The organism is Collinsella sp. SGI.033, assembly GCF_050315135.1.
Classification (GTDB): Bacteria; Actinomycetota; Coriobacteriia; order Coriobacteriales; family Coriobacteriaceae; genus Collinsella.
The window spans coordinates 69,014-90,198 of record NZ_JBNPOK010000003.1 but is presented as its reverse complement, the minus strand read 5'-3'; the positions used below and the strand labels follow the sequence as shown (position 1 = coordinate 90,198).

Here is a 21,185-nt window from a genome sequence, read left to right as displayed (position 1 = left end):
GAGTTAGCGCCACGGATCGGCTTCGAACATCGGCTCGCGCTCGGGGCGGCGATCGCTGTAGGGATCGTAGCCGTCGTCGTCCTCGTTCTCGGCACGGATGTAGGGGTCGCGCGGCTTGGGTGCCGGCTTGGGCGAAGGCTTGGGTGCGGCGGGCGCTGGCTCAGGCGCCGGTGCGTTCGTCTCGTTCTCGTCTTTCATCTGCATAGCTCCTTGCCATGTACTCATGTTCAACACTATCGATTGTCGCACGAAAAAGGGCGGCGGACCCAATTGGATCCGCCGCCCTTGGCGTTTGGCTCAAAAGGTAGATTTTAAGGCATGGCCCAACAATCTACTCGGCGTCGGGCACCTCGTAGGTGGCAGACGGCGTGTTGTCGCACACGACGGTAAAGGCACCGTCCTTGTCGACGTCAACCGTCACCTGATCGCCCTCACGCACCGTACCGTCGATGATAGCGGCGGCGATGGCGTCCACAACCTCGCGCTGCACCAGACGCTTGAGCGGACGGGCGCCAAAGACCGGGTCCAGACCGCCCACGGCGAGCATCTGCTTGGCCGCCGGGGTGATGGCAAGCGTCATGCGCTCCTTGGCCAGACGTGCGCGGACGTCGGCGAGCTGAATATCGACGATCTTTTCGATCTGCGCCATGCCGAGCGGATGGAACACCACGATATCGTCGATACGGTTGAGGAACTCGGGACGGAAAGTCTGAGCCATGGCCGCGTCAACCTGATGGCGCATCTCCTCCTCGTCCTTGCCCGAAAGATCGGCGATAGCCTTGGAGCCCACGTTGGACGTCATGATGATGATCGTGTTCTTGAAGGACACCTGACGACCCTGACCATCGGTCAGACGACCGTCGTCGAGCACCTGCAGCAGCACGTTGAAGACATCCGGGTGAGCCTTCTCCATCTCGTCGAGCAAGATCACGGAGTACGGGCGACGGCGCACGGCCTCGGTGAGCTGTCCACCCTCGTCGTAGCCCACGTATCCCGGGGGCGCACCGATCAGACGCTGAACGCTGAACTTCTCCATGTACTCGGACATGTCGATACGCACGAGTGCGCGCTCGTCATCGAACAGGCACTCGGCCAGCGCCTTGGCGAGTTCGGTCTTGCCCACACCGGTGGGGCCCAGGAAGAAGAAGCTGCCGATGGGCTTGTCCGGATCGGAGAGGCCCGCACGGCTACGGCGCACGGCCGCGGCGACGGCGGAGACGGCCTCATCCTGGCCGATGACGCGCTTATGCAGCTCGCCTTCCAAGCCCTTCAGCTTGTCGAGCTCACCCTGCATCATCTTGGAGACGGGCACACCGGTCCAGGCGCTCACGACCTCGGCGATCTCGTCGGAGGTCACCTGCTCGTTGAGGCCTTCACCGTCCTGCTGCTTTTGTGCCTCGAGCGCGGCCTCGGAATCCTGAATCTGCTGTTGCAGACCCGGAATCACGGAGTAACGCAGCTCGGACGCACGGCCCAAGTCTCCGTTGCGCGTCGCACGTTCCTCTTCGCTCTTGGCCTCATCGAGCTGGCCCTTGAGCTCCTGCACATGGTCGATGGCGTTCTTTTGGTTGAGCCAACCGGCCTTTTGCACGTTGAGCTTTTCTTGAACCTCGGCAATCTCCTGGCGCAGGGTCTCCAGACGCTCCTTGGAGGCGTCGTCGGTCTCCTTCATGAGCGCCTGTTCCTCGATCTGCAGCTGGGTGAGCTGACGCGTGGTGGCGTCGATCTCGACCGGCATGCTGTCGAGCTCCATGCGCAGGCGGCTTGCGGCCTCATCGACCAGGTCGATGGCCTTGTCGGGCAGGAAGCGGTCGGCGATGTAACGATCGGAAAGATCGGCGGCGGCCACGAGCGCGCTATCGGTAATGTGCACGCCGTGGAAGATCTCGTACTTCTCCTTGAGGCCACGCAGAATCGAGATGGTGTCCTCGACGGTAGGCTCGGAGACCATCACGGTCTGGAAACGACGGGCGAGCGCTGCGTCCTTCTCGATGTACTTGCGGTATTCGTCGAGCGTGGTCGCACCGATCGCGTGCAGGTCGCCGCGGGCGAGCGCCGGTTTGAGGATGTTGCCGGCGTCCATGGAGCCCTCGGTGGCACCCGCGCCCACAATGGTGTGGAGCTCATCGATGAACAGGATGACCTTGCCTTCGGACTTCTGCACTTCCTTGAGCACGGCCTTCAAGCGGTCCTCGAACTCGCCGCGGTACTTGGCACCGGCGACCAGCGCGCTCATGTCGAGCTCGATGAGGTCGCGGTCGCGCAGCGTGCTCGGCACGTCGCCGGCCACGATACGCTGGGCGATGCCCTCGACGATGGCCGTTTTACCGACACCCGGCTCACCGATGAGCACAGGGTTGTTCTTGGTGCGACGGGACAGGACCTGGATAGTACGACGGATCTCGTCGGTACGGCCGATAACCGGATCGAGCTTGCCGGCACGGGCCAGGTCGCAGATGTTGCGGCCGTACTGCTCCAGTGCCTCAAACTGGGTCTTGTCCTCGGCGGACGTCACGCGGTCATCGCCGCGCAGCTCCTCGTAGACCTGCTCGATACGCTCCTTGGTAACGCCGGCATCGCGCAGCACGCGGCCCGCCTCACCTTTGTCCTCGGCAAGCGCCATCAGCAGATGCTCGGTCACTACAAAGCTGTCGCCCATCTTGGTGGCCTTTTTCTCGGCCTTCTCGATGACACGGACGAGCTCGTTGGACAGGCCCATCTGCTGGCCCTCGCCCGAAACCTTGGGTGCGCGGTCGATGGCATCTTGCGTGGAGTGTGCAAGCTGGGCTGCGTCGGCGCCGATGCGCTCGATAATCACGGAGATATTGCGCTCGCCGGCACCGAGCAGGGCGGACAGCAGGTGAATCGGCTCCACCGCGCCGGCCTGCGCGTCGGCAGCCGTGCTCATGGCGGTCTGCAACGCCTCGCGCGACGTCATTGCTAGCTTATCGATTCTCATGGAATCACCTCTCTTGGGGCGGCCGCCCTACGGGGCGGCTTCACGTTGTCCGAGAAGTATTGTTGCCAGCTTTGTACGATCTTATACACAAATCTAAGTCTCTATATATAAGATTTTCTGAGTGATTAAGCGATAGGGAGCAGGCACGCTCACCCGCTGCGGACTTGTCCCCTTACTATCTCAATCTGTAACATCTAGCGACTGTTTATGGCTCCAGATGTTACAAATCAAGATGAAATGGCCAGCGGCACCCGTTTGTCTCAATCTGTAACATCTACTCGGCAAATAGAGCTCTATCTGTTACAAATCGAGACGAACAGAAGACACCCGAATCGAAAATCTAAATCTGTAACACCAGGCCCACTTTTAGCAGCCAAGATGTTACAGATCGAGACAAACCGAGAACCGCCACAAAGGTGCCTGTCCCCTTTGTGGCGGTTTTCGACAAAAAAGAAGCCGCCCCATTAACAGAGGCGGCATCAAGCAAGTCTATTTATTAGCGTCCCTCAAGACCCAACGAGAACGTCGCGGTAGCCCCTGCCACACCTTTCCCTCGGGCGACCCTCGCGAAGCGCGTGAGCGGGCGGGAAAGGATAAGCCCCGGGCGGACAATTAAGTGCGTTACTCGACAGCGGCCTTGAACTTGTTGTAGTTGATCAGGCAGCCGGCCTTGACGATGGCACGCTCCTCTGCCGTCATATCGGCAATGTAGAGCTCAATCTGCTCGACCGCACCATCGGCGCGCACCACGTAGGCAGCGATGTCCTTTAGGTCGCCGTCGAGCGCAGCACGGATACCCGGCACGAAGACGTAGTCGCCCACCTCAAAGTTGGGCTCGGCCTCCATCTGGAAGGGCACCATGCCCCAGTTCATCACGTTAGAGCGATAGCGCTTGGTGGCGTACTCGTGGACGATGTTGGCCAGGCCGCCAATTACGCGCTGGCAGCTCGCGGCCTGCTCGCGGGCAGAACCGTCACCGGGCTTCTTGGCATAGAGCATGGAGCCGTACTCGGTCGCCTTGGCATCTGCCGCGACGCCGGCGCCGGCCAGCGCCTCAAACACGCCGGCAAGCTCGGCATCGAGTGCCGCCAGGTCGCCTGCCGCCTCGCCGGCAACGCGGCGCTTCTCCACGGCGTCGACCTCCTTGGAACGACCCACGTAGGCCGGATCGCGGCGGCTGAGCGTAAACTCTGCCAGGCCCAGCGGGTTGGAGCGGAAGGAGCTCGTCTCGCCCGAGGGAATGAGCTCGTCGGTCGTGGTGACCGGGTCCATGATTTTGGAGCACACCTTGAGCAGGATATCGTCGCCGAGAGGCTCCATCGCGGGCCACGGCTTGATGTTGGGACCTTCGACCAGCTCGTCGGCAGGCTCTGCCTTGCCAAAGCCCCAGTACACGCGCTTTTTGTACGGCGCGTCGTCAAAGGTGTACTCGCAGGCCTCGTCCCAAGTCTCCTCGGGCAGGTCGGTCGCCGGCGTCAGGACGCCGCCGTTGGCAGCCGTCGCCGCAATGGAGCGAGCGTCCATTAGGGCCACGGCGCTCAGCTGACCATTGCCCGGCTTGGAACCCTCGCGGTTGGGGAAGTTGCGCGTGGTGTGGCGGATGGACAGACCGTTGTTGGCAGGCGTGTCGCCGGCGCCAAAGCACGGACCGCAGAACGCCGTGCGCACGATCGCGCCGGCCTCCATAAGGTCGTAAATGTAGCCGCGGCGTGTAAGCTCGAGTGCCACGGGCTGGCTCGTGGGATAGACCGACAGCGAGAACTCGCCGCAGCCGGTGTTGGCGCCCTTGAGCACGCGGGCAGCTTGGACCACGGAGTCGTAGTTGCCGCCCGAGCAGCCGGCGATAACGCCCTGTTGCACGTGAAGCTTGCCGTCGACGATCTTGTCGAGCAGGCTAAAGTGCGTCTTGCCCTCGCCGATCTTGGCGGCCTCGAGCTCCACCTCATGCAGGATGTCCTCGAGGTTCTCGTTGAGCTCCTCGATCTCAAAGCCGTTGGAAGGATGGAATGGCAGCGCGATCATGGGCTTGATGCTCGACAGATCGACCTCGACGCAACCGTCGTAGTAGGCGACATCGGCGGGCTTGAGCTCGCGGTAGTCGTCGCCGCGACCGTGCATGGCCAAAAACGCGTGCGTGTCCTCGTCGGTGGCCCAGATGCTCGACAGGCAGGTGGTCTCGGTGGTCATGACGTCGACGCCGTTGCGGTAATCGGTCGTCATGCTCGCGATGCCGGGGCCCACAAACTCCATGACCTTGTTCTTGACATAGCCCTTGGCAAAAACGGCACGGATGATGGCGAGCGCCACGTCGTGCGGGCCGACGCCGGGACGCGGGGCGCCCGTGAGGTAGATAGCGACGACGCCGGGATAGGCAACGTCGTAGGTGTCGCGCAGCAACTGCTTTGCCAGCTCGCCGCCGCCCTCGCCCACGGCCATGGTGCCCAGGGCGCCATAGCGGGTGTGCGAGTCGGAGCCCAGGATCATCTTGCCGCAACCGGCGAAGTTCTCGCGCATAAAGGAGTGGATGACGGCGATGTGCGGCGGAACGAAGATGCCGCCGTACTTCTTAGCCGCGGAAAGGCCAAAGACGTGGTCGTCCTCGTTGATGGTGCCGCCCACGGCGCACAGCGAGTTATGGCAGTTGGTGAGCACGTAGGGCAGCGGGAACTGCTCCATGCCCGAGGCGCGCGCCGTCTGGATGATGCCGACGAAGGTGATGTCGTGGCTCGCCATGGCATCGAAGCGAATCTTGAGCGCCTCGGGGTCGCCGGACGTATTGTGTGCCTGGAGGATCGAATACGCGATGGTGCCGCGCTTGGCATCCTCGGGCGTCTGCGTAATACCGCGCTCGGCAGCCTCGGCCGCAGGCACAACCTCGCTGCCGCCGCGCAGGTAGATACCGTCCTCGTACAGCTTGACCATACTGCCTCCCACTCTGCCCAAAAGATTTGGGCGCATAGCATGCATTCGTTCAATATCGTGCCATAGAACGGTTGCGAATGGGTTACGAATCTGCACGTTCACTTTATCTTGGTAAAGTACAGGACGAGCCCGATGTGGGTCAGCAGATTTGGTGCAAGAGCGTCCCTTTCGACTAGTCATTTAAGAACGTCCCCAATGACTACCCATAACAACGCCGATGCTTTGGCAACGACAGCGAGCGGGCCCCAATGACTACCAACGACTACTGCATCCGGAGCAAGGCAACGCCGCAGGTAGAGGACGGACAGCGAGCGGGCCGCATTTCCAAAGTGAGGGGCGTCCCCAAGTGCCGCATCCGGACCATGGCAACGCCGCAGGTAGAGGACGGACAGCGAGCGACGTCCAGAGCGAACAAGTTGGCATGAAAAAGGCAAGGCATAGACCTTCTGGTCATGCCTTGCCTTTTGAATGACAAATTGTCGCTCTGGGCGGCGCGCAGCGTCGACCGGTCCGCCGTTCGTTAGAACGGCGGAACCTAGAGATCCCCGCCGGCTCCCAGTAGCTTGCGCATGACCTGTTCGGGATTAACCGAGCCATCGCGCGGGGCCAGGGAGGTGATCTTCTTCTGCATCTTGTACTCGTGCAGCTCGTCCTCGAGCTGGCGCATGCGGGCGCGGAGCTTTTCGTTCTCGCGCTCGCGCTCCTCGGCACGCTCCTTCATATCGAGGATGCGCACCACGCCGGCAAGGTTGATGCCCTCGTCGGTCAGCTGGTTGATGAGCTCCAGGCGCTCGATATCGGCACGCGAATACAGGCGCGTGTTGCCGCCCGAGCGCTGGGGGTTCACCAGGCCCTTGGACTCGTAGACGCGCAGAGTCTGCGGATGCATGCCGGTCAGCTCGGCCGCCACGCTGATCATGTACAGCGGTTTGTTCCTATTGTCCTCGGCCATGCTACCTGACCCCTTTCCGTCTCGTTATCGTCCATCATAAGCCCGCAGGCGTGGGCGTGCACCGCGACCGCCCTAGAACGTCGCCTTGTAACGGTTAACTTTCTCGCGGTAGTCGCGCGTGTCGGCCTCGCGCAGCTTGGTCATGGCATCGCGCTCGTCATCGGATAGGTTCGTGGGAACCTGTACCTTGATCTCGACGAGCAGCGCGCCCGTACGGCCACGGTGCTTAACGTCGGGCGCCCCCATCTCCTTAAAGCGGAACTTCTTGCCCGTCTGGGTACCCGCAGGCACTTTCAAACGGACCGTCGCACCGCCGGGCGTGGGCACGTCCACCGTGCAGCCGAGCGCCGCCTCGTAGACCGAGACCGGTACCTCCATGGTCACGTCGGCGCCTTTGCGCTTAAACAGCGGGTGCTCCTCCACATGCGTGGTCACGACCAGGTCGCCGCGCTCGCCACCGGCGACGCCATACTCGCCGCGACGCTTGTAGCGTAGCTTGCCGCCGTCGACCGCGCCCGCGGGCACCGAGACCGTAATGGTCTGCTGCTCGCCTGTCGAGGGAATGCGATAGGTGACCTTGTGCGTCACGCCGCGAAACGCGTCCTCGGCCGTCACATCGACGGTCAGCGACAGGTCGCCGCCCTTGCGAGCGCGGCTGCGACCCGCGCCGGCACCGGCAGCGCCCGCAGCCCCGGCAAAGCCCGAACCCCAATCGCTGCCCCAGGCGCCGTTGCCGCTAAAGATGCTGTCGAAGATGTCGCCCCAGCCGCTGGCACCCGCGCCGGCACCGTAGCCGCCGCCATACGCGCCGCCTGCGCCCGGCATGCCGCCAAACATGAGCATCTGGTCGTACTCTTTGCGCTTCTTCTCGTCCGAAAGCGTCTCGTAGGCCTCGCTGATCTCCTTGAACTTGGCCTCGTCGCCGCCAGCGTCGGGGTGATATTTTTGCGCGAGCTTGCGAAACGCGCTCTTGATCTCTTTGTCGGAGGCGCTCTTGGATACGCCCAGGATGTCATAGAAGGTTTTGCCTGCAGCCATCGTAGCTCCTCTCCTGTTTTATCCGTCGCCCAGCGGGCGGCGGCTCATGCTTTCATATGGCACTAGGCCAGAAAGGGCCCCGGGTGTTGCCCCGGGGCCCTTCTCAATTACTCCTCGGTGCTCTCGGCCGTATCGGCCGCAGCATCCTCGGGCGCCGCTTCGGGCTCCGGTGCGGGGCGCTTTTCGCCACCGTAGGTCACCGTCACCATCGCGGAACGCAGGATGCGGTCCGCCATGCGGTAGCCCTTCTGGTACACGTCGTTGACGGTCTCGTCGTACTGCGACGAGTCCTCGACGCGACCCACAGCCTGGTGCTCGAGCGGATCGAACGCCTCGCCCTTGGGGTCGATGGGCTCAACGCCCTCGTGCGCAAACACATCGAGTAGCTTGGCATGCACCGCGTCGACGCCGTCGACGAACTGCTTAAAGTCGTCGGCAAGCTCTTGGCTGCGGGCATGGTCGATCGCGCGCTCGATATCGTCGACCACCGGCAGCAGCGCAGTGACGAGCTTCTCGGTCGCGCGCTCACGCTCGGCGATACGCTCGCTGGCGGTGCGGCGACGGAAGTTCTCCCAGTCGGCCTGCAGACGGGCGGTGCGCTCGGTGGCGTCCTTCGCCTTGTCCTCGGCAGCCTTCTGAGCCTCTGCCGCAGCATCGAGCTCATTGCGCACATCGGCAAGCTCCTTCTGGGCCTGCTCGAACTTGAGCTTAAAGTCGTTGTCGGCGGCTTCCTCACCGGCGCGGATAGCGGCTTCCACCATCTCGTCCTCGGTCATCGTCGCCTCCTTGTTGGAATCCTCTACCTGGTTCTCGACAGCCTCGGCGGCCTCGGCCTCGTTGGCCTCGGTATCGTCGACGGCCTCTACGGGAATCTTCACGTCCTTCTCCTCAGAGTCAACGGGGGCGGCTCCAACGGCAGCCGCCTCCGTGCGAGCTTTACGGGCGGACATGATTACTTGTCCTCGTCGTCCACAACCTCGTAGTCGGCGTCGACGACGTCATCGTCGGCAGGCTGGGCGCCGGCGGCACCGTCGGTCTGCTGCTGAGCGTCGGCGTAGACAACCTGAGCCAGCTCGTAGGCCACGGACTGCAGGGACTCGCCAGCGGCCTTGATGGCCTCGACGTCAGAGCCCTCGAGCGCCTTCTTGGCATCGGCGATAGCGGCCTCGGCCTTGGACTTCACGTCGGCGGAAACCTTGTCGCCCAGCTCGTTGAGGGTCTGCTCGGTGGAGTAGCACAGGCTGTCGGTCTGGTTGCGGACCTCGACCTCTTCCTTCTGCTTCTTGTCCTCCTCGGCATGAGCCTCGGCGTCCTTGACCATACGATCGACTTCTTCGTCGGACAGAGCGGTGGAGCCGGAAATGGTGATCTGCTGCTCCTTGCCGGTGCCCTTGTCCTTAGCGGAGACCTTGACGATGCCGTTGGCGTCGATGTCGAAGGTGACCTCGATCTGCGGCACGCCGCGGCGGGCAGCCGGGATACCGGTCAGCTGGAACTTACCGAGCGACTTGTTGTCGCGGGCAAGCTCGCGCTCGCCCTGGAGCACGTTGATCTCGACGCTGGTCTGGTTGTCGGCAGCGGTGGAGTAGACCTCGGTCTTGGAGGTCGGAATCGTGGTGTTGCGGTCGATCATCTTGGTCATGATGCCGCCCATGGTCTCGACGCCCAGCGACAGCGGGGTAACGTCGAGCAGCAGGATGCCCTCGACGTCGCCGGTGAGCACGCCGCCCTGGACGGCAGCGCCGTCGGCAACGACCTCGTCGGGGTTCACGGACATGTTGGGCTGCTTGCCGGTCATGGTCTTGACGAGCTCCTGGACGGCGGGCATACGGGTGGAGCCGCCGACGAGGATGACCTCGGTCAGATCGGAGAGCTTAAGGTTAGCGTCGCGCAGGGCGTTGGTGACAGGCTGCTTGCAGCGCTCGAGCAGGTCGCGGGTGATCTTCTCGAACTCGGCGCGGGTCAGCGTGTAGTTGAGGTGCAGCGGGCCGGACTGGTTCATGGTGATGAACGGCAGGTTGATAGTGGACTGCTGGGCGGCGGAGAGCTCCTTCTTGGCGTTCTCGGCGGCCTCCTTCAGACGCTGCAGGGCCATGGGGTCCTGACGCAAGTCGACACCGTTCTCCTGCTGGAACTTATCGGCCATCCAGTCGATGACGCGCTGATCCCAGTCGTCGCCGCCCAGGTGGTTGTCGCCCGAGGTGGACAGAACCTCAAACACGCCGTCGGCGAGGTCGAGGATGGAGACGTCGAAGGTACCGCCGCCCAGGTCGAAGACCAGGATGCGCTGGTCGGAGCCCTGCTTGTCCAAGCCATAGGCCAAAGCGGCAGCGGTCGGCTCGTTGACGATACGCTTAACGTTGAGGCCGGCGATCTTACCGGCGTCCTTGGTGGCCTGACGCTGGGCGTCGTTGAAGTAGGCCGGGACGGTGATGACGGCGTCGGTGACGGTCTCGCCCAGATACTTCTCGGCGTCGGCCTTCATCTTTGCGAGCGTCATGGCGCTCACCTGCTCGGCGGTGTATTCCTTGCCCTCGATGTCGACGACGGCACGGCCACCCTGGCCCTCCTTGACCTCATACGGCACGGTCTTGAGCTCGGAGGTGCACTCGGAGTACTTGCGGCCCATGAAGCGCTTGATGGAGAACACGGTGTTCTTGGGGTTGGTGACCGCCTGGTTCTTAGCGGCCTTGCCCACGACGCGGTCGCCGTCGGCACGGAAGCCCACGACAGACGGGGTGGTGCGGTCGCCCTCGGCGTTCACGATGATGGTCGGAGAACCGCCCTCGAGAACGGCCATTGCGGAGTTAGTAGTACCAAGGTCGATACCAAGAATCTTGCCCATTAGAAATTCCCTCTCTCTTGTGCGTTTGCACCGACTCGGCGGTCTGCCAAGCGGTCTTTCGGTTTGTCTTTCAGGATGTAGTGTATCCCCTTATGGACCGGAATATACAAAATCTAAGTCAATTCATATAAGATTTCTTATCACTTAGAGTTTAGGTTCTCGAATGCGCAGGTAGATGTGCTGATTGAGTTCTCGGCAAATCTATCGAAATCTATGTAGAGATGGCTGAGGTTTGGGCCGGGGGTGCCTGGGGCTGCTTTACGGAAAGCTCGTCCCGGTTTGAGCGTGGATTCCGGGTCGTAGTTTCCGTCTGAAGGCTCAACCGGAAACCATATCCCGTTTTGAGAGCTGATACCGGGTCGCAGTTTCCGCTAGCGGGCCCAACCGGAAACTGCGACCCGTTTTTCGACCAGGTAACGGGATGCGCTTTCCGAAAGCCCACTCAATTGCTCAATAATTCGAGTCACCTTTAGCTAACATATGCACAGCCCACCAGCCTCACCAGTGCGTTTCTTAGTAAGCCGTGGCATACTCGGCGAATGGTATGAAGATGCCGGCCAGAGGGTATTGCAAACGGTCGCTCACGTGGTATGTTTTTGCCCGAATCAAACCGGCGCGCATCGCCTGTAGCGTCGGTCAACAGAGAGGAAACTACCATGGCTCATCCCGTAATTGATGCCGACGAGTGCATCGCTTGTGGCGTTTGCGTCGACTCCTGCCCCGCTGGCGTTCTGGAGCTCCAGGACGTCGCTACCGTTGCTGACGAGGACTCCTGCGTCGCCTGTGGCGCTTGCCAGGACGCTTGCCCCGCCGGCGCGATCACCGAGATCGTCGAGGAGTAACAACTCCCCCACTTGCACACTCACAAGTACACCGTGCACAAAAAAGGAGGCCTCCGCATCGCCGCAGAGGCCTCTTTTTTTGCGGATAGCTAATTTGGCACCGTCGCAGGTTGAGCATAAGTCAGCGAAAACGCCCCTAAGCGAGCAAGGTGACGTGAAAGAGGAGGGAAGCGTACTTTTGTACGCGACCGACGATTGAACGTCAGATTGCCGCTTAGGGGCGTTTGCAGCATCGGCTACGATAGATCGTCTTCGTAGGGCATCAGGTCTGCCAGATAGCCCTTCTCCTTGAGCATAGCCTCGATCTCGTCGAGGGTTTGCTCATCCTCTGCCGCGATGCGATGGAAGTGATAGCCGCTCGTCACCGTTAGTAGTGGAAAGCTTTTGCCGCTCTCGATATCGTGCAGGTAACGCTCAACATCGCGACGATTGCGGATGTCCAGGTCGGCCGTGATCTTACCGTACACGCGGTGATTGACGATCACGTTGAGCACGGCGCCTCCGGCGTCGACGATACTCGTGAGCTCATCGCCTGCCTGCTCCATGCTATGGCGAACCTTGACCAGGCGCGTGGGCACGGCGGGGCTGCTGGGGGCCTCCTGCAGCACGTAGCCGCGATTGGTCGCCACGATATCGTGCCCATCGGCACGCAGCAGGGCGATGTCTTGCACGACAACCTGGCGGCTCACACCCACCTCGCGAGCAAGCGTACTGCCGGAGACGGGGTCTTTGACTCGCTCGAGCACGCCCATGATGGCACGGCGACGCTCGCGGGCGTCCATTATTTACCGTCCAGCAGACGCAGGTGCTTAAGCGAGAGGTCGAGAATCGGCGCAGAGTGCGTCAACGCTCCCGAGCTAATAAAGTCAACGCCCAGGTCGGCAAGCGCACGGATATTGCTGGCATCCACGTTGCCCGAACACTCGGTCTTGGCGCGACCGGCAATAAGCTCAATCGCGGCAGCCATGTCATCGTGGGTCATGTTGTCGAGCATGATGATGTCGGCGCCGGCCTCCACGGCCTCTCGCACCATGTCCAGGTTCTCGCACTCGATCTCGACCGTCGCGGTAAACGATGCATGGGCGCGCGCCATCTCGATCGCACGCGTCACGCCGCCGGCGGCGTCGATGTGGTTGTCCTTGAGCATGACGGCCGTCGACAGATTGTAGCGGTGGTTGCTGCCGCCGCCGATCTCGACCGCGGCCTTCTCGAAGACGCGCATACCCGGCGTGGTCTTGCGCGTGTCGACGAGCACGGTCTTGGTGCCCTCGAGCGCCGCAGCCATCTGGTGCGTATAGGTAGCGATACCGCTCATGCGCTGCAGGTAGTTGAGCGCCACGCGCTCGCCCGAAAGCAGCACGCGCGCATCGCCGCGTACCTGGCCCACATGGTCGCCGGCGTGCACCTCGTCGCCATCGGCAACATCAAACAGCACCGAGCTCCGCGAATCCAGCAGCTCAAAGGTGCGAGCGAACACATCCAGGCCCGCGATGATGCCATCGGCCTTGGCGATGAGCTCCACCGTGGCGGGACGCGCCGTGGGGCACACGCTCGCCGTGCTCACGTCCTCAAACGTAATGTCCTCGCGCAGAGCCTGCAGAATCAGATCATCGACGACGAGCTTCATGGTAATGGGGTTCATGGTCTACTCCTCCACGGCCTGCGTGCCGGCGGCACGGGCCAAATCATCGATTGCCAGGGTGTCGGCGCTCAGGGCGCGATGACGGCCATCGAGCGCGGGCTCGCCCGCCTGCTCCACGGCGAGCGACTCGCCGGTACGCATGTGCCACGCGGCGCGACGACCCCAGACCAGCGCCTCGAGCAGGCTGTTTGATGCAAGGCGGTTCTTGCCGTGAACGCCGTTGCAGGCCGTCTCGCCGGCGGCGTAGAGCTCGGGCATCGAGGTGCGGCCGTCCTTGTCGACCCACACGCCGCCCATAAAGTAGTGCTGCGTGGGTGTGACGGGGATGGGCTCGTCCAAGATGTCGCGGCCGTCCTCCAGGCAGCGTGCGCGAATGTTGGCAAAGTGTCCGGTCACCACGTCGCGCTCAACGGGGGCAAAGCTCAGCCACTCGTGCTCGGTACCATCCTGCTTCATCTGCTCGCGAATAGCGGCGGCGACCACATCGCGCGGCTGCAACTCGTCGGTAAAACGCTCGCCGGCGGCGTTGAGCAAAATCGCGCCCTCGCCGCGGCAGCTCTCGCTGATCAGGAAGGTGCGGCCCGGCTGCGGCGAGAACAGTCCCGTGGGGTGAATCTGCACGTAGTCCAGGTGCTCCATCTTAATGCCGTGCTCCTGGGCGATGTAGCAGGCATCGCCGGTGAGCTGCGGGTAGTTGGTCGAGTGGTCGTATACGCCGCCGATACCGCCTGTCGCCCACAGCGTGTGGCGGGCATGGATCTTAAACGGCTCGCCGGCATGCACGCCCTCGGCGGCATTTGCCAGCTCGTCGGCGGGGCGAACCGAGTTGTCCTCGTCCACGGGAACGGCGACGACGCCGAGGCACGCCGTGGCGCCATCACGCTCGCCCGTCAGAATGTCGGTCATGGCCACGTGCTCCAAAATCTGCACGTTATCCAGCTTGCGAACGGCCTGGAGGAGCTTGGTCGTGATTTCCTTGCCCGTAATGTCGGCATGGAAGGCGATGCGCGGGCGGCTGTGCGCACCCTCGCGGGTAAAGTCGAGGCTGCCGTCGGCCTTGCGCTCAAAGTCCACGCCCATGGCCAGCAGGTCGTTGATGACCGAACGGCTCGAGCGGATCATGATGTCGACGCTCTCACGGCGGTTATCGTAGTGGCCGGCGTGCATGGTGTCCTCAAAGAAGGCGTCGTAGTCAGAGCCTTCGGGAAGCACGCAGATACCGCCCTGCGCGAGCATCGAATCGCACTCGTCGACAGCGCCCTTGGAGAGCATGATCACGCGCGTGCTCGTCGGCAGATTGAGGGCCGCGTATAGGCCCGCCACGCCGCAACCGGCAATGACGACGTCGCACTCCATGTCGGGGCATTGTTTGGTTTCCACAGGAATCCTCTCCCTTGTAATGTGGCATAAGGGATGGTCCCTCATGTCACATTGGCTTAGCGCGCCGCGTATTCGAGCATGCGGTCGAGCGTGAGCTTGGCCTGGTCGGCGGCCTCATCCGACACGCCAATCTGCACCTCGCCCTCGCCCGTCTCCAGGCAGCGCACGAGCTTTTCGAGCGTGATAAGATCCATGTTGACGCAGGTGGGCTGCACCGCGGGGAAGTAGAACTTTTTGCCGGTGCCCTGACAGCGGCGCTCGAGCTCGTAGAGCACGCCGCGGACCGTCACGATGATAAACTCGCTCGCGTCCGACTCCTCGGCATACTTGATGATGCCGGCAGTGGAGCCGATATAGTCAGCCTCGGCCAGGACGTCGGCCTTGCACTCGGGGTGCGCCAGCACGAGCGCGTCGGGGTGCGCCTCCTGTGCGTCGACGATCTGCTCGACGGTGATGATGTGATGGCGCGGGCAGTAGCCGTTGTTGAGGATGACGTGCTTTTGGGGCACCTGCTCGGCCACAAAGCGGCCCAGGTTCTGGTCGGGAATGAACAAGATGTGCTGCTGCGACAGCTCGGAGACGATCTTGACGGCGTTAGAGCTGGTAACGCACACGTCACTCCAGCTCTTGATCTCGACCGTCGAGTTGACGTAACACACCACGGCCAGGTCGTCGCCATATTCGGCGCGCGCCGCGTCGACCGTCTCGCGCTTGACCATGTGCGCCATGGGACAGTCCGCGCCCGGCTCGGGCAGCAGCACGGTCTTAGTGGGATTGAGTAGCTTGGCGCTCTCGCCCATAAACTCCACGCCGCACAGCACGATAGTCTGCTGCGGCAGGCTCTTGGCGAGCTTTGCCAGGTAGAAGCTGTCGCCGACGTAATCGGCAACGGCCTGGACCTCGGGCGCCACATAATAGTGCGCCAGGATCACTGCGTCACGTTGGGTTTTTAGCTGATGAATGGCCTCGACGAGCTCTGCGGGCACCAGTGCCGCGCGCTCCGTTGCCGTCGTTGCCGATGCCAGGCCGGCCGCGATATCGCGTGCAAGCTCCGATGCATCCATGTTCGCGCTCTGTGCCATCAAGGCCCCTCTCTTTTGGCGAATCTTGGGGCTTTAGTATGACACCTGGCTTTACAGCTGACAAGACAGCTGTAAAGCCAAGTGTAAAGTTGGAATAAGGATTCAATCTTGGGGCGGGTCCATTTTCGAACTGGCAAGCTGAGGACAGTCGAAAATGGATCCGCCACACGGTTCGAGCGGCCCGTTTCATCTTGGTCCGAGAGGCGGTGGGCATAAAAGCGGGTCCGGATCGCTCGATCCGGACCCGCTGGGAGCTGGTGCGCGGTTAAGCGCGGCGCTTCATGATGGCCCACGCCAGCAGCAGGACTGCCGCACCGGCAGCGAGTACGGCACCCGCAATGACATAAGTGCTGTCGCCGGACTCAGGCAACGCCTCCTTACTAGCCCTCTTCTTAGGCTTGGAAGTCGTAGTCGTGGTGGTCTGGCCAGGAGCGGGCTTGGCGGCCTCGGCAACGGTAAAGGTCGTCTCGGCCGTGCCCGTGGTCGAAACCACGCTCAGCCTGTGTTCGCCCACGCCGAGCGTATTCAGGAAGCTCGCCTTGAGCGTCACGATCGTAGAGCCCTCGGTGAGCACGTAGTTCTCGGCCGCGACCTCCTTATCGTCGACCAGTACCTTCTGGAAGAATGCGAGCGGTGCGCTCGAACGGAAGCTCAGGTCCTTGGCGGCGTCGACCACCATCGTCTGGCCCTTACCGTCGATGATCTCGGGTACCAGAATCGCGATTTCCTCGGTTGCGCCCTTCTCGCCGCAGACGGTGCACTCCTGGTGTTTCTTGCCCTTGACCTCGGTAGTCGCCGGTTTGTCGACAACCCACTTAAAGGTATGCTCGGCCTTGTCGATGATGTTGCCGCAGCGGCAGTTATGCCAGTGGTTCTTGGCATCGCGTGCCCAGCCGGAGCCGTCGGGCTCGTGCTTAAGCACGCCCTCGACCGTCACGTTCACATCGCCCTCGACGTCCTTGAGCTCATAGGTGCCCTTGGCGGAAAGCTTAACGGCCTTGCCGTTGACCTTGACGGCGTAGTCCTTACCCGCAAAGTACGCGCTGTCGATGCCCATGGTGAGCGTTGCAGTCCCGTGCCAATCGAGCTCGGTTGCCGTCGAGCTGAGCGCGTAGCCCACCTGATTGCTCGGCAGCGTCACGACCAGCTTGGGACCGGCCGCCACGGTAACCTCGGTGGCGGAAGAAGCGTCGTAGTTGGCCTTGGCCTGGTAGCGCACCTCATACGTGCCGGCGGCAAGACCCGTAAGCTCGGCCGTGCCCTCGTCCACCGCCTGATACTCGTCAGCACCCTTGGCACGCCACTCCATCGTCGCGCCGACGCCCGTGATCTTGCCGTCACGCTTGCCGCTCACGGTCTCGGCCGCAACCTGGACCACCGGCGCGCCCTGCTCGGCGTTCTTGATGGAGAAGTCGCACGTCAGGCCCTCAGTCGGAAGCACGTAGTTGCCCGCGGCCTTGCCCGTCAGTGCGGTGAGGTTCGCCGTGTAAGAAGCGCCGGCCTCGATCTGGGAGCCTTCGACGGTCGCGCCAAGGTCATCCTTGCCGATGACGTTGCCGAGCGTCGCCTCGGGGCAGTGCTCCTTGCCGTCATAGGTGAACTTGGTGGTGCCCCATGCCACAGTGAGCAGACGCTGGTTGATGGTGAACACGCCGTCGACAAACGTGATGTTGTAGTTGGGGTTTGCACCCTCAGGTTGCGTCAGCTGCAGAGCATAGCCGCCATCACGCACGTTGTCGCTATCTTCGCGCTTGATCTCGAGGCCCTGAAGCGTTTCGCCCGCGACGAGTTTGCCAGCAGTGACATCCCACGTAAACACGGGATCAGCCTCGCCGTAGGTCTTGGAGGCGTCCTGCGCCGCGACCGTTATCGCACGCGGTTTGACCTCAAGCGTCACCTTGCCGTCGACCGCCGCGCCGTCGATCGTGACGCGATAGTCGACCGTCACACTGCCGGAATCCTTGATGCTGGGCGCAACGCTCGTCCAGCCGCCGTCAGCAGCCTTGTATTCAACGACGGAACCTTCGGGCAGCGCCGAGGCGTCGACAGAGTGGTCCTTGCCGTCATATTTGCCCGAATAGCCCTTAACAGCCAGGGCCGGAATCTCTACCGCACCCGACTCATGGCCGCACACGGAGCACGTTCCATGTTTGGAGCCGGTCTCGGTAACCGTCGGCTGCTTGTCGATCGTCCATTCGTACGCATGTTCGGCGTACATCTTAATTGTGATGGTCTCTTTATTGCCGGCAGTGTCCGTAGCCACGATTACATGCTCAGCACCGGCATCACCTTCAGCGGCCTTAGCCGTGTACTTTCCGTCCTTGCCAGCCGTGAGCTCCTTGCCGTTATCGGTAACCGCCACCGTCTCGTCGCGGTCATCGAACACGTCAAACGAGACGCTCTCGCAGTAGGCCTTATCTACCCAGAGGTCATAAATGGTGGGGGCGTAAGTATCCACGTAGGTATAACGTTCTTCATCCCACCTGCCGTTGCAAACCCTGCAGACCTTTTGACGAACACCATCGGCCTCAGGCGTGGCGGGCGTAACGATCTCATATTTCCACCTGCAGGGCTGGCGCTCCTGAGCCTTCTTGCAATACTCGCAGACCTTAACGTGGCTACCTTCGCCATTCGGCTTCCAAGCTGCATTGTCAGCAACGGCATGAGGACCCTGCTCGATCTTGACCTCGGCATCGGGCGACGCATTGTGGTTGTTATCCTCGGCATAGCGAACGTAGTACGTTCCCGACTTCGCAAGACCGGTCAGTTTATCGTCAGACGTTATCTTCTGGTAGTCTTTGCTGAATTCGTGGCGGTATTCCATTTTCTTGGTCACGCCCGAGATGGAGCCGTCCTCGCTGCTGCACGTGGTCCAATTATTACCCACGAGCCCAGTCGGCGCGTCCTGACCGGCCTTGGAAATATTCACGGTCGCGCTGCCCTTGACGGTCAGGTAGTCAGAAGCCGTCACACGGTAATAGGTCGTGTACTCGGCCGCAGTGCAATAGGTCGGCTTGTCCGTCGTCCAATCACCGCCGTCTTCACGGTACTCAATTTTCATATCCGCCGGAACGGGGTCATTCTTAACGTTGACCGTAATGCCGTGCTCTTTGCCGTCATAGTCGCCCTCAAAGCCAGTGACCTCAAGGTCAAAGCGCGAAACATCAACGATCTCCCACTTGAGCGTCAGAACACTTGTGGTGCCGCCATCGGTCGTGAAGTTGCCCTTACCGATGACAATGCACTCGTATTGCCCTGGCTCGGTCTGCTTCAGTCCGGATTCACTTCGAGCGTTGAGCTCGTAATCCTTGCCCTCAACGAGATCGACCCACTCACCGGCACCGTTTTTGAACTTTGCACTTTCGACGACAGGCTGATGCTCCTTGCCGTCATAGGCATACTTGCCCGCGCCCTTGCCGCCGTCTTTAAGGGTGAACTGGTAGGATTGACCCCTAACCAGGCGACGCGGCGAAATCTCAAAGGCCTTCTTGCCCTCGAGCGTCTGACCAGAGGCAGTCTTAAAGCTCGTGACGACATAGTAGTAGCCAGCGTCCGCCGGAGCATCCTTGAGCTTGGTGCCGTTTTTATATGCCTCGGCGTCCGCCTGGGACTTGCACTGATACCACGTGAATTCATCGCTGGCCGTCACGCCCATCTGCTCTAGATTCCACGCGCCGTCCTTATTCAAAGCAATCTTTACCGGGCAACCGTCATAGACAAGTTCGGTGCCCTGAGAGCTCGTTGCCTTGGACATGGAGAGCTTGTACGTGGCCGTCAGGTACTTTTTGACCTCACCGTTCTCGTCCTTGCCATATTCGCACTCGCTGTTGCGGAACGGGCCCACGCACGATGCACGAACGCCCAAACCATCAGCTTCAACCTTCCACTTGTGCTGGTGGATGGTCTCGCGGAAGGTGAGGTCGCCCTTAAGGTTCACGATCTCGTACTTGTCGGAGTTGTCGTCGTTCTCGGACGAGCCGTCTGGCACAACGCCTTCGATCTCGTTGGATTCGCAGGTGCCAAGGACACGCGACTTTACGCCATTACTGTCCGCGGTCTCCTCAATCGAGATCCAAACATTGTCTCCAAAGCCTCCGCGTACGGAGAAGTCAGACGCGATATGCAGCGCCGGGACGTTGGCATCGACACTCTTTTTCTTCGGGACATACAGGCTCTTGGCGGTTCCCGTAGCTTTATCAGCTTCAGTGTACTTGTCACCATAATTAGTATCGTCGGCGTGGCTGTTCTTCCAGTAGCTCGCGATTTCCGGCGATCCATTGAGGGTAAGGGTCCCGGCGGCGTAAACCACGCACGTATTGCCGCGCGCGCCATAGCGAGAAATTTCGCCACCGTTTATGTTGCAGCGAGCGCTTCGTGCAACATTAAGGGCATCAACCGTCAAAGTATTGTCAGCGGAGCTCGAACGCGTGCTGTGGAAGTTGCTCATCGTGCAGCTGTTGAGGTTGACCGTAGCGTTGGTGACGCCCATCACGCCGGCGACAGCATAAGTATTAAGAATAGAGGAGTTAGCAAAATAACGAGACGCTTCGACCGACTCATAGCTATTGTTCGTCTGCCTGACACCCAGGTTCTCCCCATTGCTGCCACTGAAGCTGCAATTGTTGAACGTCGCTGTCAACTTTGCGACAGCGCTTCCGTCTTTGGGCATCTTGAAGCTGCTGTTGCCATCGACGGAAACAGCACCATTAAAGTCTCCGGACGTATCGTAGAACTCGCAGTCGGCAAAAGTCGCCGTGAAGGGATTGATGTTGCCACCAGTCGTATCCCTGCCCTCACGGAAGAGATGCGCAGGGACGGCATACTCTTGAGCGTTGCCCGCCACTGCGCCCGACCTACCAACATAGCCTTGGATCTTCAGCTTTTCGAACTTGGCGGTCAGCTCGCCCTCGGTGCTTCCCAACGAAATCGCAGGCACCTTTTGGTTGACCCTGCTGCTGTACGAGAGGAAAAAGTTCTGAGAACCATCGCCGAGCTTTAGGCTAACCGAGATGTCACCCGAAGCATTTTTGTAGCCACCGTCGTAATATCGGTCGGTCAAAAACCCGCTTACAGACTGGCTCCCTCCATTCTGATCATGAAAGCTGACGCACGGGTTGTTGATACCGATGAACTCGATATTGCTGCCCTGTTTAATGTTGAACAGCCATCGATTTTGACCTACCGACGAGTTCGTATAGCTGTTCACGTAGACCGTGCCATCAATGTAAATCGTCACGGGGTTATACGAAGTCGAGTTCGGAACGTCGATGACGTAGCCCGAGGAGGGCGTGGTCTGATTCTCGCTTGTCCTGAGCACATAGCAACCAGGCTCGGTGATTTTAACGGGCTCTTTGCCGGCCTGTCCAAGCGACAGCACTTGTGTATTAGCAGGCACCTGCGTCTCGGCGTTTGCCACGGCCGGCGTTGCCACGAGCGCGCATGCCACGGTTGCGATACCCAGCAGACGCGTCAGCGCGGCGCGCATCCCCATCTTCTTCCCCCTCATCACAGCTCCCCTTACCT

General features: G+C 61.3%; 13 protein-coding genes. 1 reads left to right on the top strand and 12 read right to left on the bottom strand.

The features are described from left to right. Positions 1-3: 3 nt before the first annotated feature. The 7 genes from ACQRC0_RS01940 to dnaK all read right to left on the bottom strand — a co-directional run bounded on the left by ACQRC0_RS01940 (position 4) and on the right by dnaK (position 10,716). On the bottom strand, positions 4-198 hold the full coding sequence (locus ACQRC0_RS01940; RefSeq protein ID WP_427727355.1) for a hypothetical protein: 195 nt from the start codon (positions 196-198) through the stop codon (positions 4-6). A gap of 133 nt (positions 199-331) precedes the next feature. Continuing rightward, a complete protein-coding gene (gene clpB / locus ACQRC0_RS01935; protein ID WP_427727353.1) occupies positions 332-2,959 on the bottom strand; it encodes an ATP-dependent chaperone ClpB in 2,628 nt (875 codons plus the stop codon). A 621-nt stretch (positions 2,960-3,580) separates the two neighbouring features. Further along, positions 3,581-5,881 (bottom strand): hydratase, encoded by a 2,301-nt coding sequence (locus ACQRC0_RS01930; RefSeq protein WP_427727351.1) that lies wholly within the window; start codon positions 5,879-5,881, stop codon positions 3,581-3,583. Positions 5,882-6,416: 535 nt separating this feature from the next. Then, positions 6,417-6,833 (bottom strand): heat shock protein transcriptional repressor HspR, encoded by a 417-nt coding sequence (locus tag ACQRC0_RS01925; protein WP_427719306.1) that lies wholly within the window; start codon positions 6,831-6,833, stop codon positions 6,417-6,419. A gap of 72 nt (positions 6,834-6,905) precedes the next feature. Further along, positions 6,906-7,871, bottom strand: coding sequence for a DnaJ C-terminal domain-containing protein (locus ACQRC0_RS01920; protein ID WP_154518131.1), 966 nt, complete (start codon positions 7,869-7,871; stop codon positions 6,906-6,908). Between the two features lie 107 nt (positions 7,872-7,978). After that, on the bottom strand, positions 7,979-8,821 hold the full coding sequence (locus tag ACQRC0_RS01915; protein ID WP_427727348.1) for a nucleotide exchange factor GrpE: 843 nt from the start codon (positions 8,819-8,821) through the stop codon (positions 7,979-7,981). 2 nt (positions 8,822-8,823) lie between these two features. Then, positions 8,824-10,716 (bottom strand): molecular chaperone DnaK, encoded by a 1,893-nt coding sequence (gene dnaK, locus ACQRC0_RS01910; protein ID WP_154518137.1) that lies wholly within the window; start codon positions 10,714-10,716, stop codon positions 8,824-8,826. A 590-nt stretch (positions 10,717-11,306) separates the two neighbouring features. Between dnaK and ACQRC0_RS01905 the strand changes: the two genes are divergently transcribed. Beyond that, a complete protein-coding gene (locus ACQRC0_RS01905) occupies positions 11,307-11,558 on the top strand; it encodes an indolepyruvate ferredoxin oxidoreductase subunit alpha (RefSeq protein ID WP_158564522.1) in 252 nt (83 codons plus the stop codon). 236 nt (positions 11,559-11,794) lie between these two features. Here ACQRC0_RS01905 and ACQRC0_RS01900 read toward each other — a convergent pair whose 3' ends face one another. The 5 genes from ACQRC0_RS01900 to ACQRC0_RS01880 all read right to left on the bottom strand — a co-directional run bounded on the left by ACQRC0_RS01900 (position 11,795) and on the right by ACQRC0_RS01880 (position 21,168). Beyond that, positions 11,795-12,340, bottom strand: a complete 546-nt coding sequence (locus ACQRC0_RS01900; RefSeq protein ID WP_427727345.1) for a transcription repressor NadR — start codon at positions 12,338-12,340, stop codon at positions 11,795-11,797. Beyond that, positions 12,340-13,200, bottom strand: a complete 861-nt coding sequence (gene nadC, locus ACQRC0_RS01895) for a carboxylating nicotinate-nucleotide diphosphorylase (protein WP_427727342.1) — start codon at positions 13,198-13,200, stop codon at positions 12,340-12,342. Before nadC ends, ACQRC0_RS01900 begins: the two co-directional genes overlap by 1 nt. Positions 13,201-13,203: 3 nt before the next feature. After that, positions 13,204-14,580 carry an L-aspartate oxidase gene (locus ACQRC0_RS01890; RefSeq protein ID WP_427727339.1) on the bottom strand — a complete coding sequence of 459 codons (1,377 nt, stop codon included), beginning with the start codon at positions 14,578-14,580 and terminating at the stop codon, positions 13,204-13,206. Between the two features lie 56 nt (positions 14,581-14,636). Continuing rightward, positions 14,637-15,662, bottom strand: coding sequence for a quinolinate synthase NadA (nadA, locus tag ACQRC0_RS01885; RefSeq protein ID WP_427727336.1), 1,026 nt, complete (start codon positions 15,660-15,662; stop codon positions 14,637-14,639). A gap of 265 nt (positions 15,663-15,927) precedes the next feature. Then, entirely contained in the window at positions 15,928-21,168 is a 5,241-nt protein-coding gene (locus ACQRC0_RS01880; RefSeq protein WP_427727333.1) for an MBG domain-containing protein, read from the bottom strand. Between the last annotated feature and the right edge of the window lie 17 nt (positions 21,169-21,185).

Excerpts from the sequence above, each read along its gene's own strand:
- ACQRC0_RS01940 (WP_427727355.1), bottom strand. The coding sequence starts at position 198 with ATGAAAGACGAGAACGAGACGAACGCACCGGCGCCTGAGCCAGCGCCC.
- clpB (WP_427727353.1), bottom strand. The coding sequence starts at position 2,959 with ATGAGAATCGATAAGCTAGCAATGACGTCGCGCGAGGCGTTGCAGACC.
- ACQRC0_RS01930 (WP_427727351.1), bottom strand. The coding sequence starts at position 5,881 with ATGGTCAAGCTGTACGAGGACGGTATCTACCTGCGCGGCGGCAGCGAG.
- ACQRC0_RS01925 (WP_427719306.1), bottom strand. The coding sequence starts at position 6,833 with ATGGCCGAGGACAATAGGAACAAACCGCTGTACATGATCAGCGTGGCG.
- ACQRC0_RS01920 (WP_154518131.1), bottom strand. The coding sequence starts at position 7,871 with ATGGCTGCAGGCAAAACCTTCTATGACATCCTGGGCGTATCCAAGAGC.
- ACQRC0_RS01915 (WP_427727348.1), bottom strand. The coding sequence starts at position 8,821 with ATGTCCGCCCGTAAAGCTCGCACGGAGGCGGCTGCCGTTGGAGCCGCC.
- dnaK (WP_154518137.1), bottom strand. The coding sequence starts at position 10,716 with ATGGGCAAGATTCTTGGTATCGACCTTGGTACTACTAACTCCGCAATG.
- ACQRC0_RS01905 (WP_158564522.1), top strand. The coding sequence starts at position 11,307 with ATGTTTTTGCCCGAATCAAACCGGCGCGCATCGCCTGTAGCGTCGGTC.
- ACQRC0_RS01900 (WP_427727345.1), bottom strand. The coding sequence starts at position 12,340 with ATGGACGCCCGCGAGCGTCGCCGTGCCATCATGGGCGTGCTCGAGCGA.
- nadC (WP_427727342.1), bottom strand. The coding sequence starts at position 13,200 with ATGAACCCCATTACCATGAAGCTCGTCGTCGATGATCTGATTCTGCAG.
- nadA (WP_427727336.1), bottom strand. The coding sequence starts at position 15,662 with ATGGCACAGAGCGCGAACATGGATGCATCGGAGCTTGCACGCGATATC.
- ACQRC0_RS01880 (WP_427727333.1), bottom strand. The coding sequence starts at position 21,168 with ATGAGGGGGAAGAAGATGGGGATGCGCGCCGCGCTGACGCGTCTGCTG.